Here is a 13,370-nt window from a genome sequence, read left to right on the forward strand (position 1 = left end):
CAAATGAAAGTCCAGGTTAAAGCGTCGTGGAATTCGACAAACAGGTCCGCTCTATTGCACCACCATTGCAGTTTATAACTAATTGAAAATATTAGTATATTTCGCTCGGAAATAGGTTGATAATATTTAGCTAGCTAACAATCAGGCTCTCGAGATCTCGGGTCGCAAGTTCGGATCCCATCACATCAACAGATCCGAATTTTTGCTGTGGGTTGTTAAAAAAGTTGGATGGCAGCCAAGCTCGAGGCGACTGCTTTGCGCCTTCATTTCTGTCGTCAGCGCGGTCTTGGCGAATGCCGAAAGCAGACCTTCTGCTTTGGTCGGTGCTATGACTGAAATGGGGTGGTTCCTGCCTGATTGCTTCTGAGCAAGACGTTTAGCAAGGGGATGTGCGTCAGTCACTGCAGTTCTACAGCCATTGTGCTGTCCACCCTAGAGGCGGGATTTCCAGAAGCGGACATTTGTCAGTTGGTTTCACTGACCGCTTTGAGCAGTAGGCGAGTGCGGCGTCTTCGACGACATGAATACGGCGGTCGAGCCGTACAGCTCGAGGAAATCTGAGCAACGCTTCCCACCGCACATCATTTCCAACGGTTTTATCACGTCCAAACGCGAGCTGACGATCAGTTACTTGACCGATAACTTGCTGGCAGTGAATTAAAACCTGGGGAACTCACTCTGATGAAAATGTCAAATGAGCAAATGCATTGGATGGTGAAGGTCTTTCAACCTGAGAGAACGGTAGCGTCGCTGCCGGGAGCGGTATCGCTCACTCAGCAAGCCCGAGCCGCTTTGCTGGGGCTCGACCCGGACTACTATTCAACAGAACTTGCCAAGCTCACTGCGGGGGCGAAGACGTCGGCGCGAATGCTCCTGACTGAACCCGACGTCTGCGCAATGATTGACCGGCTCCCCCTGCGCAAAAACGCGCGAGTCTTCGCTTTTGGCGATAGCCGGACATCGGATCCCCAGTCCTGGGCAGTCATCCTGCAAGAGCTGATTCTAGTGCGGCGGCCCAGCGACAACATCTCTGTCGTGGCAAGTGCCGTCAGTGGCGATACGACCACCCACGGGCTGGTCCGGATCAGTGAAGTGCTGGCCGGCAGTCCGGATTGGGTCTTATTTTTCCTCGGATTGAACGACGCAAGGACGCAGGGCACTGAACCCACCAAGACGATCGTTCATCACGAAGAAACTGCTCGAAATCTTATAGAACTCCGCTCTCGCGTCATGAGCGAGACAGAAGCGCGATGCTTGTGGATCACACCGGCCGCGGTAAATGAAAGCCAGGTAGCCAGACATTGGGCGCTGTCTCACTTCGGTGTCCGCTTTCGCAACGAAGATATCGCGCAGGTTGCAAGGGCCATGCGCAGTCTGGGTGATCCGGTCGTCGATTTGTTTCAAGGGCTCGACGCATCGTCGCTGAATGAATTGCTGATGGAGGATGGGCTTCACTTCACGCAGGCGGGACAGCAGAGGGTTGCGCTCGAAATCGTTCGGTCCTGGAGCGAGCTGTGATGAAATACCTTGTCACTGGCGCGACCGGGAATGTCGGTTCTCTGGTCGCAAATCGCCTTCTCGATGCAGGCGAGACGCCCTGCGTGCTCGTCCGCGATGCCAGGAAAGCACGGAAGCTATATGGCGATCACGCAGAGATCCGGGTGGGCGACCTCGCAGGCTCCCGCACCGATCTGACGGACGCATTTGAAGGGTGTGACGCTCTTTTCCTGGTCAACACCGGCCCAGACCTGGGCGAGCGGGACCGCGCCTGTGCGCTGGCGGCGTGCGACGCTGGCATCCAGCATCTCGTCAAACTCTCAACGCTCGACGTCAAAACCGGCGTTGGAACCGGCCGGTGGCACGCGCGCGGAGAGGCCGCTATTCGAAACAGTGGCGTGCCTTACACGTTCATCCAGGCAGCGGCGTTCATGTCGAATGCGTTGAGCTGGGCGGATTCGATCCGCGACGACGGGGTGCTTTCCTCATCGACTGGCGAAGGGAAGATTGCCTTCATACACCCCGACGATATTGCCGAGGTGGTCGTGTCGGCTTTGTCTCATGGGAAAGCCCTGAATGACGCGCTGGTCATTACGGGCCCCGAAGCTCTGAGCTATAGGGAGATGGCTACGGCCATCGGGGCGGCCACGGGCAGCTCCATTCATTATGAAATACTATCGGACGCCGATGCGATGGCGGGCCTGTCGACGTGGGCCGATCGCGCCGACGCCGAGGCGCTGGTCGATATCTGGCGGGCCATTCGAGAGGGTCGGCTCGCCACCGTCAGCGATGGCGTGCAGCAAGTGCTCGGATGCCCACCAAAGAGCTTTGGCGATTGGATAGGCGAAAACATCAGCTATTTTGTCGACAGAACAGGTCGATCCCGATGACCTTTTACCGGCCCAGTTCGGGATGAACGGACAGGTAGGCGAGAGTCGCCTTCATCGCTTCGCCCTTCGCCTCGCGAGACGTGAATGGCGATAATGTTACTCCGTGGACGACGCCTTCGACCAGACTTGGCAGGACGAAGAGGACGCGGTTTATGTTTCCAGAGCCGCACTGGGCGATGGCCCGTTCAAATGCCGCTCGCAGCGCGCGGCGAAAATGCTCTGGGCCCTCATTAACCGATGCGGAAACCAACTGGTGCAATTCCGTCTCGATGGAATGTAGATCAACAAGCTCTTCAACGAGATCGACCACTAATTCGCTGAAAGACGATGACTTGTGGGCTGCAATATTGCGTTCCAGTATGTTTCGAACGTCCCCGACGTGGCGCTCATGCAATGCGCTGAAAACCGACCTCTTGTCCGGGAAATATTGATAGAGTGAGCCAATACTGACCCCTGCGACCTCAGCAATACGGTTCGTCGTGATTGATGCGATCCCGTGCCGCTTCACGACCAGGGGCACTGCAGCAAGGACAGCCTCAACAGTCTGCCGTGAGCGGTGCTGCCTTGGAATGCGCCGGGCCGAAATGTTGGCGTTGCCTATCATCGGGTGAAAATATCAAGTTGGCAGTGGCAGGTAAAGGACGCAATGCAGTGGGGCATTTGACAACTTTCAGGGCTTTGTCGTCGGCCGCTTAAACAAAATTGACATCGAAAATCGAGGACGAATGACCAGCAGCTTCACGGAATGGCCAAGTCCGCTTCAATGTCTGCTATGAGTTCGGAAGCTGCCGCTCATAGATTCATCGATGAATAGCCGCTATTGCAGATTGGATACCGAAACTCGTCAGTCCCCTTCCGGCCCTGAATCAGTCATTCTGCGTAAATAAAGTGGCTGTCCACTACTCAGGAATTTCAAACGGATAGTGTTTGCAACAGCAGGGTCGGTCGTTCAAATCCCTTCAAGAGCATAGACGTGAATTGGACGCTCTACGGCTCTTCAACTGCCAGTTAGTTCACCCGTTTAGATTGTGAAGAGGTGCTAACGAGCCCGCCGAACGTCAGTCTGGGTGAAATCTTCGCCCACATAAAGCAGAGGACAATCGTGCTCTTTGGCGACTTCATACGAAAAGCAATCACCATAGTTCAGTCCAGCCGGGTGAACACCCTTGCCCCATCGGCCGTAGGCATGGGCCACTCGACGGGCGGCGGCAGCTGTTACGGACACGATCTCGAAGCCGAGGCCTGAAATGAGTAGGCCGACTTCTTCGCCGACATTGCGTCGTGAGGCTACGATGAGGGCCTCAGCGACGGTGCCGGCCGAAATCAACAGTCGATCAGCCTCCTCGATCGCCCTCATGCAAGCTTCGCCCTGCGCCTCGTCGAGGACAATTGCCATGAGAGCCGATGTATCAACTGCAATCATGCCGGCATCCCGTCATCGTCATAAAGAAAGTCTTGGCTGCGGGCGGCCGCTGGTCCTTGAAGCGCCTTGGCTATGGCCGATGCCTTGGCTTTCTCCATCAATGCGCGCCGCCCCTTCAGGCCGGGTGAGACTGCAACGGCGACCAGGCGCACGATCTCATGGCCGCGACGGGTTAGGATGACCTCATCTCCTGCTTCGGCTCGCTTCACCAACTCAGTGAGTTGTCCTTTGGCCTCGCTCACAGACACGCGCATCAGTTGGACTCCTTTAAGCTTTCCCATATTCCTCCAAAGAAATGGTCTATGACTTGGTCTAAGTCAAGGCTGCGGGCGCACCCGTGGCGAAGACAGACCGCAGGCGCCCCCAAATCGGACATCCCAATCGGGCAAAAGCCGGTATCTGTTACTTAGGAAATTCAGACAGATGGGGTTTGTACTAATGGGGTGGCCGGTTCGAATTGGTTCAAAGCGATGCAGCGAGGTAGTTCAAATCGTGGCGGTCAATCAGGGCGCGTGTTCGCATCTCTCAGTTTTATTCTTGTCGTGTTGCTATCTTCGGTCACCCTTAAGGAGCGTTGAGGATTGGTCCTCGAGCCAGAGATAGAGCGGTCTCGAGCAGGACCTTTGCGCCTATCTCGATATGCTCTGAGGTGACGAATTCAGCTTCGTTGTGACTGATACCGTCGCGGCATGGAACAAAGATCATCGCTGTCGGTGCAACGCGGCTGACGAAAAGTGCATCGTGGAAGGCGCCGGAAACCAATTTCATGTTGGAAACGCCGAGCCTTTCGCATGCATTGTCGATCACATCGACGATTGTCATGTCGAATTGTCCGGGAGCCAAGTCGAAGCGTTTTTCGATATGCACATCGACCATATGGTGCTTGGCCGACGCGCGGCATTCAGCATCGATCTGGGCTTGTATGGAAGAAAGCGCGTCTTCCCGCGGATGACGAATGTCGACTGTGAACGTGACTTTGCTCGGGATGACGTTGACTGAACTGGGTTCGATGGTCATGCGACCAACCGTCAGCCGCGCCAGCGGATCAGCAGGCATGACGACTTGCTGCAGGTGCGCGATCGCGGTGACCGCTGCCGCCATCGGATCCCTGCGGAATTCCAGTGGTGTCGTACCGGCATGGGCTGCTTCGCCGGTGAAGGATATCTCTAGCCACTTGGTTCCCTGGACGCCGGTGACGATGCCGATCGGCACGCCCATGCGTTCAAGCACAGGGCCTTGCTCGATGTGCACTTCAACTAAGGCGGAAACGGAATGGCCAATCGGCCGCGCCACAGCTTCCGGCAGCGCATTCAATGTTGCTGCCAGTTCATCGCCAAATCTCGCTCCGTCGACGCCACGCATGTCCTGCCAACCCAGTATGTCGCCCGCGCCGACAAAGGCCATTGAACCCATGCAACCGGGAGAAAAGCGGCTGCCTTCCTCATTGGTCCACGACACCACTTCCACGGATCGCTCCGTGGCTAGCGCTGCGTCATCCAGGGCTTCCAGCACTTCGAAGGCAGACAGTGTGCCGAGCGCACCATCGAACCTGCCTCCTGTAGGCTGACTGTCGAGATGGCTGCCGATCAGCACGGGCGGAAGTGAAGGATCGCGTCCCTCGCGCCGGATGAATAGGTTGGCTACCGCATCCTGATAGATGTCAAATCCCCGTGCAGCGGCCAGTTCCGCAAGCAGCCGTCGGGCTGCGCGATCGTCCGCGCTCAGCGCCTGACGGTTCACTCCACCCGCTGCCGTCGCTCCGATGGCTGCAAAATCGGCAATGCGCTGCAGCAGGCGCGGCGCATTGATCTTCGGGCATGCATTCATCGGCGGATGCCTGCCACGAAGTTCGTCACGCGCAGCGGGTCGACCGCATTCCACCAGACGCCGTCATACTTCAGCGAGCTTGCAATGATCACGCCATCGGCTACCGACAGAATGTCGTTACCATTATCCGGCGTCACGCCGCTGCCGACGAGTGTCGGCAGGCCCGCCGCCTGCTTGATCATTCTGATGTAGTCGAGATCGGCTACATGGCCCGTCCTTTGCCCTGTGGCGATAACCACATCTGCGTCGAAGAAAACAAGATCTTTGACCTGTTCTTCGATCGGTCGGTCCGCAACGATGGCATGCGCGCCATGTTTGACATGCGCATCGGCAAAGACGCGGATGCCATGGGCATTGAGCCTTGCGCGATAGCGCATTGCGCGGGCCGCTTCGCCCTCGATAAAGCCTTCATTGGCGACATAGGCGTTTGCCCATTGATTGACGCGAACGAAGCCCGCGCCCGCGGCACTGGCGATTGCAAGCGCCGGAATGGCGGCATTGGCAAGAACATTGATGCCGATCGGACCGCCGAGTTCACGGCGGATGCGATCGGAGATGACGGCCATGTAAGCTGAGGTTTCAGGGCCGATATCATCGGGCTTGGAAAAGGGAATGTCGCCATGGTTCTCGATGATCACGGCGTCGCAGCCGCCCGCAAGGTAGGCGCGGGCATCGTCAAGTCCGCGCTGGTAGACGGTCTCAATCTCGTCGCCCGAATAGCGCGGCGCGCCGGGAAGCGGCGCCAGATGAACGACGCCAATGATCGCCTTTTCGCGCCCGAAAAGATCGATGAGCGCGTTGCCAGCTACCTGCCCGATGGGCTTCATTGTCCCACTCATGTGTTTTCCAGTTCTGATTTCTTGATGATTTCCGAAATTTCCGCCCGTGAGGGGTAGGAGGCGAGCGTCCCAAGGCGACCGACTGATACGCCTGCAGCCGTGGTTGCCACTTTTGCAGCTGCAATCAGGGATCTCCCTTGTGCGAGCAGGCCGACGAGGACGCCCGCAAAGCAGTCACCCGCACCGCTAGTATCAACCACCGCACTCGTGGGCGCTGTGAGGATAACAGGCGCATGATCCGCTCGATCCCATATGAGGCTACCTTGGCTTCCAAGTGTCACGACGGCGCTTCTCGCACCGTTGCCGAAAAGCAGGTCTGCTGCTGCGGTTAGGCTTTCCATGCCTGTCAGCGCAGAAGCTTCGCCTTGGTTGACGATGACAAGATCCACATCGGCAAGATCCTCGACGGTCATGTCCGATAGCGGACTGGCATTGAGCACCGTCGTCAGACCTGACCTTCCGGCAAGTTCCAGACAGGCGGCGGTGGCCTCCCTGGAGAGGTTGCCCTGCATCAGGAGGATGTCGCCCTTGCTCCAGGTCTGCGTCAAAGCCGATTGCCGGATCGGATCGAAAGCTTGCGCACAGGCGACGGCGCTGACGATGGTGTTTTCGCCGCCTTCTTCCAACAGGATCGTCGAACGGTCGGTGGGGAGAGGCAGGCGCATCAGTCGATCGACCTCAAGGTCGCTCTTCAGCATCTCCGTCACGCCACCGGCCATGTCGCCGTCGCCAAGTGCGCTCCAGAAGCACACAACTGCGCCGCTTCGCGCCGCCGCAACGGCTTGATTGGCACCCTTGCCCCCGATGCCTTCAACGATCGAGGTCGCGTTGAGCGTTTCCCCCGGGCGCGGCAGTCGCGGCAGGCGGAAGCTCGTATCGACGCAGACATTGCCGACGACATGGAGGCGCATGGGCGTCAGTCCTTGAACGTTGCCCAGGCCAGCATCTGCTCGAAGAGCGTCTTGTAGCCGTTCCATGCAATGAACTCCGGCGGCAGCCAGTGTGGACCGACATCCGAAGTCCAGACGAGTGTTCTGCCGGCGCCATAGGTGCCCGTTACCAAAAGTGGCTGCGAACCATATTCGCCTGAAACCGTCGCAAGCACGTCAGCTCCTTGCTTCACCTTCACCTCGTTGAAGCCGAGAAGATAGGGCCAATCTTTTCCGAGGCCCTTGAGAACCGGGTGGGTGTCATTGCCCGTCACAACGGGCGAAAACCCCTCGGGAACTTCAACGCGGTCATCGAAGGCAAGGCAGGTTACCGGCAGCACCTCCTCCACCGGCGTTTTATGATAGCGCGCGCCGCCATTGATGCCTTGGAAGCTGTAATAGCCGCCGAACATCAGCAGCGCGCCGCCATTTGTAACGTAATCGCGCAACAGCTTCAGCCGGTTCGGGGTCCTCTTGGAATGAATCCAGGTATCAGGGTGCAATAGCAGCGTGTTTGCGCCGATATCGGACAGAACGATGGCGTCATATTCCGCGAGTGCTTCGGCTGTCAGCGGAAAATCACGTTGCGCCTCATGGGCAGGCATGAAGGTGACGTCAAAGGCGCTGTCCTTCAATGCCTTCAGCAATTCGTCGGCACCGGTGTGATAGGTCACCGTCGGAAACTGATCGAAACCCTTGATATGGGTGGCGGTCGAAACCCATGATTCACCCGCCAGAAGAACCTTTTTCTTGCTCATGTCTGCTCCTTGGATGCACCCGACCTTCAGGCCGAGGCGGAAAATACCGATTGGGGATTGGTGATCAGCATTTGGTCGATTGCCTGCTGATCGACACCGTGGCGCTTCAGTCGCGGCAGGAAATGCTTGAGAATATAGCCATAGCCGAAGCCGCCGTAACGGGTCAGCATGATCTTGAGAAAGACGTCCTGAGACAGAAGCAGCCGATCGGCAAAGCCCAGCTCCACGAGCGCTCTGATCGCCCTTGCGTTCTCCTCGTCCGATGGCGATTGAGCATCCTGATCGGCGTAATAATAATCCATGCCGATCATGTCATATTCCAGGAAAGCACCGCGTTGCGCCAGGCTCTTTTGATATTGAAGATCGTTATGACTGGGGTTCATGTGGCAGAGCACGGTGTGACGAAGATCCGCGCCTTCTTCCTCGACCACATCCAGCACCCGATGGGCAAGGCGCTCCCATCCCGGCAAATGGATCGATAATGGCAGGCCGGTCAACCGCGAGGCTCGCGCCGATGCCCTCAGGGATTTTTGCTCCTGGGCCGTAAAGTCCTTGCTGACGCCGACCTCACCGATGATGCCTGCCATGATGTCTGGCTGGGTTTCGCCACCACCGACGTCGTTGACGATGAAGGCGGTGACCTCGTCCAGATCCATGTCCTTCAGCCACAGGGGATGCGTATGCTCGAGATAGAAGCCGGTTCCCATGATGATCTTAAGGCCGGACATGCGGGCGATACGGCGCAACTGTTCAGGATTGCGCCCTATGCCAAAGTTGGTGGTTTCCACAACGGTATGGCCACCAAGCTTCTGGAAGCGAGAAAGCTCGGCAAGGGCGAGATCCTGATCGTCCAGCGAGACGTTGTCGCGGTTCATATAGGGGTTCATCCGCAACTCGCCAATGATCTCTATTCCAACCGGCTGTTCGGCGATCGCCTTTTCGTCGGGATGGCAAGGGCACCTCCAGGAGCTCGCTCCATCCAGGAAGATATGCTCATGCATGAGCGTCACGCCCATTTCCGTGACCGGGATGGGGCCAAGCACGGTCATTGCGCATCCGGTATGAACGCCAATGGCATGACGCGTTCCAGGCCCCTCGGCAAAGAGATGATCCATCATGCTTAGCGGCCCCTTGCTGCGCCCTTGAAAAGGCGGAAGTTCAACCAGATTGCCACGAGGATGATGACCCCGGTGACGATCGGCGTGAAGAAGGGCGACATGTGCGAGAGGATCAGGCCGTTGGCGATAACGGCAACCGTCAGTGCTCCGAGCACCGTTCCGACCACTGAACCGCGCCCGCCGAACAGGCTCGTACCGCCGAGGACAACTGCGGCAATGACATCGAGCTCGAAGCCTTGCCCGGCATTGGAGGAGCCGGAACCCAGGCGCGCGGCAAGAATGATGCCGGCGATGGAGGCTGCGACACCCGATATCACATAGACGAATAGGGTGACGCGCCGCGTGTTGACTCCGGCGCGGCGCACCGCCTCGGCATTGGCACCAATACCGGTAACGTATCGCCCGAACGGCGTTTCGTTGAAGGCGATATAGGCCGCGATGAGGGCAACGATCGCGATGATCGCGGGGGCAGGAATGCCAACGAACCAGGCTTGGCCGATTGCGGTGAACGGGCTCTGCGGATCGACAGGAATCGAGTAGCCACCGGTGATAAGCAGTGCCAGGCCCCTGATGACCGATAGTCCAGCCAGCGTGACGATGAAGGCGGGGATCCGCTCATAGGCGATGAAATATCCCTGGATTAATCCGGTCGCCGCCCCAAGAAGCATCATCAGAACGACGACAATCGGCCATGCGATTCCAGCCTGAAGGCAGGCGGCCGAAAGCGTTGCGGCAAGAGCCAATATGGATCCGACCGAAAGATCGATACCGCCTGTCGTGATGACGAAAGTCATGGCCGCCGCCACGATCAACAAGGGGGCGGATTGTCTGACCACGTTCAAGAGATTGGGAGTCGTCAGAAAAACGTTTGTAAAGAGGGAGAAGAAAATGCAGACCGCGATGAAAAACAGGGCGATCGAAACGATGCCGCCATTAGCTATCGCCTTGTCATAGAGGCGAGCCTTGCGCAAACGGGATGAGGGGGCGGTTTGGGCGTGAGAGGATGTCATGGTCATACGGAAGCGCCTCGCTCGGTATGTCGACCGGCCGAGCGTGCGGAGAACTTGCGACCGACGATCAGGTTGACGACTTCTTCTATATTCGTTTCAGCGATGAGGCGCTCAGCGACGTTCTGCCCCTCATACATGACCTGGATGCGATCGCAGACGAGGAAAAGATCCTGCAGCCGATGCGTAATCAGAATGACACTGACACCACGGGCGCTAACCGTGCGGATGAGCTCCAGCACCGCCTCGACTTCGGCAACCGCCAGGGCGGCCGTTGGCTCGTCCATGATGAGGACCGATGGATTGAATGATGCCGCACGGCCGATCGCGATGGACTGGCGTTGGCCGCCTGAGAGATTCTCGACCTTCAGATGCGTGTCCGGAATGACGATGCCGAGCCCTTCCAGCATATGGCGCGCCCGTTCATGCATGGTCTTCTTGTCGAGGATTGGGATGCCCGCAAGCTTCCATTTCGGTTCACGCCCAAGGAAGAGATTGCCCGCCACATCGACCGTGTCGCAGAGGGATAGGTCCTGATAGACCATCTCGACGTGCGCGGCGCGTGCGTCAGCGGGCGAGGCAAAGGAAACCGGTTTGCCGTCGATCTCGATCGTTCCCGAATCCGGGATCACCGCGCCTGAAAGAACCTTGCTCAAGGTCGATTTGCCGGCACCGTTGTCACCGACAAGGCCGAGGACCTCGCCCGGCTTCAAGGTCAACGATACATTGTCCAACGACTGCATCGTGCCATAGCGTTTGGAAATGCCGGTCATCCTAACGCGGTAGGTATCAGCGTTTGTCATATCAATGCTGCCTTGCGGAAATGGCCTCAGCCATGATGCCACAACGTCATGGCCGATGCGATCGGCCATGACGTGACGAGATGCGGGAGCTATTTGAACATGCCCCGGAACTTGTCGACATTCTCCTTGGTGACGATGGTCACCGGCACATTGATAATCGGATCGATCTTCTCGCCCTTTTTCACCTTGACGAGCGCTTCGACGGCCGCCTTGCCTTCGCCGGCCGGATCCTGCTGGATAACGGCTGTCACCCAACCCTGATCGATGCCTTCGACCGCCTGCTTGGTCAGATCCCAGCCGAAGACCTTGACGTTACCCGTTTTGCCCTGGCTGGCAACGGCGGCAACGGCGCCAAGGAGTGCGGGCTCACCGGTTGCATACAACGTCGTCATGTCGGGATTGGCGGTAATGAGATTTTCCGCCGCGCTGAGCGCAACATCCTGCACGTTCTGGCCGTCCACGGTATCGAGGAAGTCGACCTTCTGGCCACCAGCCTTTACCGCCGCCTTGAATCCATCGAGACGCTGATTCTGAATGAAGGAGTTCAGTGCGCCGACAACGCCGACTTTGGCGCTGCCGCCCATCTTATCCTTGACGTAGTCGGAATAGAATTTGCCGATCTCCTCGCCCGCCTTGGTATTGTCGACACCCACGAAGGCGATGTTGTCGCCGTTTGGAATCTGGGCATCGATGGCGATGACCGGGATGCCGGCCTTCTTGGCGGCGGTGATTGCCGGCTTCACACCGTTTACGTCGATGGCGACCAAGATGATGCCGTCGACCTTCTGGGTTATGTAGTTCTCGATGGCATCATTCTGCGCGCTGGGCACGTTGTTGGCGTTGAATATGACAAGGTCGGCGCCGGCCTTCTTTGCCGCCTCCTTGGCGCCGTCATTGATCTGGTTGAAGAAGAGAGCCTGCTGGTTGATCGTTACGAGAGCCAGCGTATTCGCCATCGCGGCGCCGGCACTGCAGGCAAATGCTACGGTTGCACAAATCGCGCAACCGAACAGGTATTTCTTGAGATGCATGATCGTTCCCCATGTTTTTGGATTGCATGGGGAGTATTCAAGTAACTTGAATGATTGTCAAGTGACTTGAATTGGCGACTTTGAAGATGATCGCGAGTTCGTTTTCACAGCCAGTGGCGGTGCTAGAAGGTCGCCGGCGTATTCACCCAGAAGATGCTTGCGCGTTCTGATCCCACATTGCGATACCAATGGGGTAGTTCGGAGTTGAAGACGAAGCTGTCGCCGACGGAAAGCCGGAACGTGCGTTCACCGACCATAAGTTCGATCTCGCCGGCAAGAACGTATCCAACCTCCTCGCCGACATGCTGGATCGGCCCGGCACTTTGGCCACCGGCCTCAATGTGGTGGATGTTGCATTGAAGCAGATGACCTTGCGAATAGGGGATAATCCGTTCGAGAGAGATGCCTTCCCCTCTGCGCAATGGGTCGAGTCCAATCAAAGGCCTTGTCCCGGAACGGAAGACAATGCCTTCTTCACCGTCGGCCTCCTCGAACATCCAGCCAATATTCGTACCCAGAACACCGACAAGTCTATGCAACATTGGTAACGAGGGTGATGCCTTGCCGTTCTCAATCTTCGACAGCAGACTTTCAGAGCAATCCGCAGCCAGCGCAAGAGCCTTGAGGGTCAAGCCCCGGGTTTGCCTGGCCAGCCTCAGACGGCCTCCAAGCCGCGCCGGATTGGTCAGTATCTTTTCCTCGTTGTCTTCTCCCGATTTCCCGGGGGATCCAATCATGTTCATGATTCTGGTATCGCTGTTGCAAAGCCAGAGCTTAACGCCAGCCCTCTGCGTCTGTCTAGGGACATGGATAGCGGTACCGTGCGTGCCCAGTTGGCGCTTTCGAGCCATGGCACCTAATTCTTCGCGGAATAACGCACGCTGAGCCCCTCGCGACCACATACGCCTTGAACGCTTAGATTTCCTTGGGAGTTGTTAAAGCAGGCGAGAAAAAATAATTCGTCGCCCTGATGCATATTACATCAGTAGAAAGTAGGGAGCGGAATTCCGCCAGCCTTCCGGTTTGCCTGAGGTTACCTAAAGGCCGGAAGCACACTTCGGGATGGCTCCACGTGCCAGCGCCAACAGCTGTCACCCGGCAGTGCCGGGTGACAGATCCTCTGTCGTGGATGACGGTCGCGGTCTGGTCGATGTCGTCAGGACCTGATGAACGAGAGCAGGTCGGGGTTGAGGACATCCGCGTGCGTGGTCAGCATGCCATGGGGATAGCCGGGGTAGGTTTTAAGCG

General features: G+C 57.5%; 15 protein-coding genes and 1 pseudogene. 2 read left to right on the forward strand and 14 right to left on the reverse strand.

Annotated features, from left to right (window positions below):
* Positions 1-180: 180 nt before the first annotated feature.
* Complete coding sequence (locus FHX05_RS29910) at positions 181-402, reverse strand: hypothetical protein (protein WP_183876471.1); 222 nt, start codon at positions 400-402, stop codon at positions 181-183.
* Positions 403-681: 279 nt separating this feature from the next.
* Here FHX05_RS29910 and FHX05_RS29915 point away from each other — a divergent pair, with 279 nt between their 5' ends.
* Together FHX05_RS29915 and FHX05_RS29920 are read left to right on the forward strand one after the other, a co-directional pair.
* The gene (locus FHX05_RS29915) at positions 682-1,518 is read left to right on the forward strand and encodes an SGNH/GDSL hydrolase family protein (protein ID WP_246699170.1); all 837 of its coding nucleotides are present in this window, start codon (positions 682-684) and stop codon (positions 1,516-1,518) included.
* Positions 1,518-2,387 (forward strand): NAD(P)H-binding protein, encoded by an 870-nt coding sequence (locus tag FHX05_RS29920; RefSeq protein WP_183876473.1) that lies wholly within the window; start codon positions 1,518-1,520, stop codon positions 2,385-2,387. The genes FHX05_RS29915 and FHX05_RS29920 overlap by 1 nt, the downstream gene beginning before the upstream one ends.
* Positions 2,388-2,391: 4 nt before the next feature.
* Here FHX05_RS29920 and FHX05_RS29925 read toward each other — a convergent pair whose 3' ends face one another.
* The 13 genes and pseudogenes from FHX05_RS29925 to FHX05_RS30700 form a co-directional block, all read right to left on the reverse strand.
* Positions 2,392-2,991, reverse strand: a complete 600-nt coding sequence (locus tag FHX05_RS29925) for a TetR/AcrR family transcriptional regulator (protein WP_183876475.1) — start codon at positions 2,989-2,991, stop codon at positions 2,392-2,394.
* 435 nt (positions 2,992-3,426) lie between these two features.
* Positions 3,427-3,810: a type II toxin-antitoxin system VapC family toxin gene (locus FHX05_RS29930; protein WP_183876476.1), complete on the reverse strand. Its 384-nt coding sequence runs from the start codon at positions 3,808-3,810 to the stop codon at positions 3,427-3,429.
* Positions 3,807-4,064 carry a type II toxin-antitoxin system prevent-host-death family antitoxin gene (locus FHX05_RS29935; RefSeq protein WP_174178596.1) on the reverse strand — a complete coding sequence of 86 codons (258 nt, stop codon included), beginning with the start codon at positions 4,062-4,064 and terminating at the stop codon, positions 3,807-3,809. Before FHX05_RS29935 ends, FHX05_RS29930 begins: the two co-directional genes overlap by 4 nt.
* Positions 4,065-4,374: 310 nt before the next feature.
* The gene (locus FHX05_RS29940; RefSeq protein WP_183876478.1) at positions 4,375-5,637 is read right to left on the reverse strand and encodes a Zn-dependent hydrolase; all 1,263 of its coding nucleotides are present in this window, start codon (positions 5,635-5,637) and stop codon (positions 4,375-4,377) included.
* Positions 5,634-6,476: a BtpA/SgcQ family protein gene (locus FHX05_RS29945; protein ID WP_183876480.1), complete on the reverse strand. Its 843-nt coding sequence runs from the start codon at positions 6,474-6,476 to the stop codon at positions 5,634-5,636. The genes FHX05_RS29940 and FHX05_RS29945 overlap by 4 nt, the downstream gene beginning before the upstream one ends.
* Positions 6,473-7,387, reverse strand: coding sequence for a ribokinase (locus FHX05_RS29950; RefSeq protein ID WP_183876482.1), 915 nt, complete (start codon positions 7,385-7,387; stop codon positions 6,473-6,475). The genes FHX05_RS29945 and FHX05_RS29950 overlap by 4 nt, the downstream gene beginning before the upstream one ends.
* A gap of 5 nt (positions 7,388-7,392) precedes the next feature.
* Positions 7,393-8,163 (reverse strand): glutamine amidotransferase, encoded by a 771-nt coding sequence (locus FHX05_RS29955; protein ID WP_112610928.1) that lies wholly within the window; start codon positions 8,161-8,163, stop codon positions 7,393-7,395.
* A gap of 26 nt (positions 8,164-8,189) precedes the next feature.
* Positions 8,190-9,278, reverse strand: coding sequence for a phosphotriesterase (locus tag FHX05_RS29960; protein ID WP_183876490.1), 1,089 nt, complete (start codon positions 9,276-9,278; stop codon positions 8,190-8,192).
* 5 nt (positions 9,279-9,283) lie between these two features.
* A complete protein-coding gene (locus FHX05_RS29965) occupies positions 9,284-10,291 on the reverse strand; it encodes an ABC transporter permease (protein ID WP_246699172.1) in 1,008 nt (335 codons plus the stop codon).
* Positions 10,292-10,293: 2 nt separating this feature from the next.
* On the reverse strand, positions 10,294-11,091 hold the full coding sequence (locus tag FHX05_RS29970; RefSeq protein WP_112610954.1) for an ATP-binding cassette domain-containing protein: 798 nt from the start codon (positions 11,089-11,091) through the stop codon (positions 10,294-10,296).
* Positions 11,092-11,180: 89 nt separating this feature from the next.
* Positions 11,181-12,122 carry a substrate-binding domain-containing protein gene (locus FHX05_RS29975; protein WP_183876486.1) on the reverse strand — a complete coding sequence of 314 codons (942 nt, stop codon included), beginning with the start codon at positions 12,120-12,122 and terminating at the stop codon, positions 11,181-11,183.
* Between the two features lie 122 nt (positions 12,123-12,244).
* Positions 12,245-12,859 carry a cupin domain-containing protein gene (locus FHX05_RS29980; RefSeq protein WP_113233132.1) on the reverse strand — a complete coding sequence of 205 codons (615 nt, stop codon included), beginning with the start codon at positions 12,857-12,859 and terminating at the stop codon, positions 12,245-12,247.
* A gap of 419 nt (positions 12,860-13,278) precedes the next feature.
* Positions 13,279-13,370, reverse strand: a pseudogene (locus tag FHX05_RS30700) (alpha/beta hydrolase); the annotation flags it as partial.

The organism is Rhizobium sp. BK491, from assembly GCF_014194925.1.
Taxonomy (GTDB): domain Bacteria; phylum Pseudomonadota; class Alphaproteobacteria; order Rhizobiales; family Rhizobiaceae; genus Rhizobium.

Coding starts and splice junctions, on each gene's coding strand:
- FHX05_RS29915 (WP_246699170.1), top strand. CDS start 682: ATGAAAATGTCAAATGAGCAAATGCATTGGATGGTGAAGGTCTTTCAA.
- FHX05_RS29920 (WP_183876473.1), top strand. CDS start 1,518: ATGAAATACCTTGTCACTGGCGCGACCGGGAATGTCGGTTCTCTGGTC.
- FHX05_RS29925 (WP_183876475.1), bottom strand. CDS start 2,991: ATGATAGGCAACGCCAACATTTCGGCCCGGCGCATTCCAAGGCAGCAC.
- FHX05_RS29930 (WP_183876476.1), bottom strand. CDS start 3,810: ATGATTGCAGTTGATACATCGGCTCTCATGGCAATTGTCCTCGACGAG.
- FHX05_RS29935 (WP_174178596.1), bottom strand. CDS start 4,064: ATGCGCGTGTCTGTGAGCGAGGCCAAAGGACAACTCACTGAGTTGGTG.
- FHX05_RS29940 (WP_183876478.1), bottom strand. CDS start 5,637: ATGAATGCATGCCCGAAGATCAATGCGCCGCGCCTGCTGCAGCGCATT.
- FHX05_RS29945 (WP_183876480.1), bottom strand. CDS start 6,476: ATGAGTGGGACAATGAAGCCCATCGGGCAGGTAGCTGGCAACGCGCTC.
- FHX05_RS29950 (WP_183876482.1), bottom strand. CDS start 7,387: ATGCGCCTCCATGTCGTCGGCAATGTCTGCGTCGATACGAGCTTCCGC.
- FHX05_RS29955 (WP_112610928.1), bottom strand. CDS start 8,163: ATGAGCAAGAAAAAGGTTCTTCTGGCGGGTGAATCATGGGTTTCGACC.
- FHX05_RS29960 (WP_183876490.1), bottom strand. CDS start 9,278: ATGGATCATCTCTTTGCCGAGGGGCCTGGAACGCGTCATGCCATTGGC.
- FHX05_RS29965 (WP_246699172.1), bottom strand. CDS start 10,291: ATGACATCCTCTCACGCCCAAACCGCCCCCTCATCCCGTTTGCGCAAG.
- FHX05_RS29970 (WP_112610954.1), bottom strand. CDS start 11,091: ATGACAAACGCTGATACCTACCGCGTTAGGATGACCGGCATTTCCAAA.
- FHX05_RS29975 (WP_183876486.1), bottom strand. CDS start 12,122: ATGCATCTCAAGAAATACCTGTTCGGTTGCGCGATTTGTGCAACCGTA.
- FHX05_RS29980 (WP_113233132.1), bottom strand. CDS start 12,859: ATGATTGGATCCCCCGGGAAATCGGGAGAAGACAACGAGGAAAAGATA.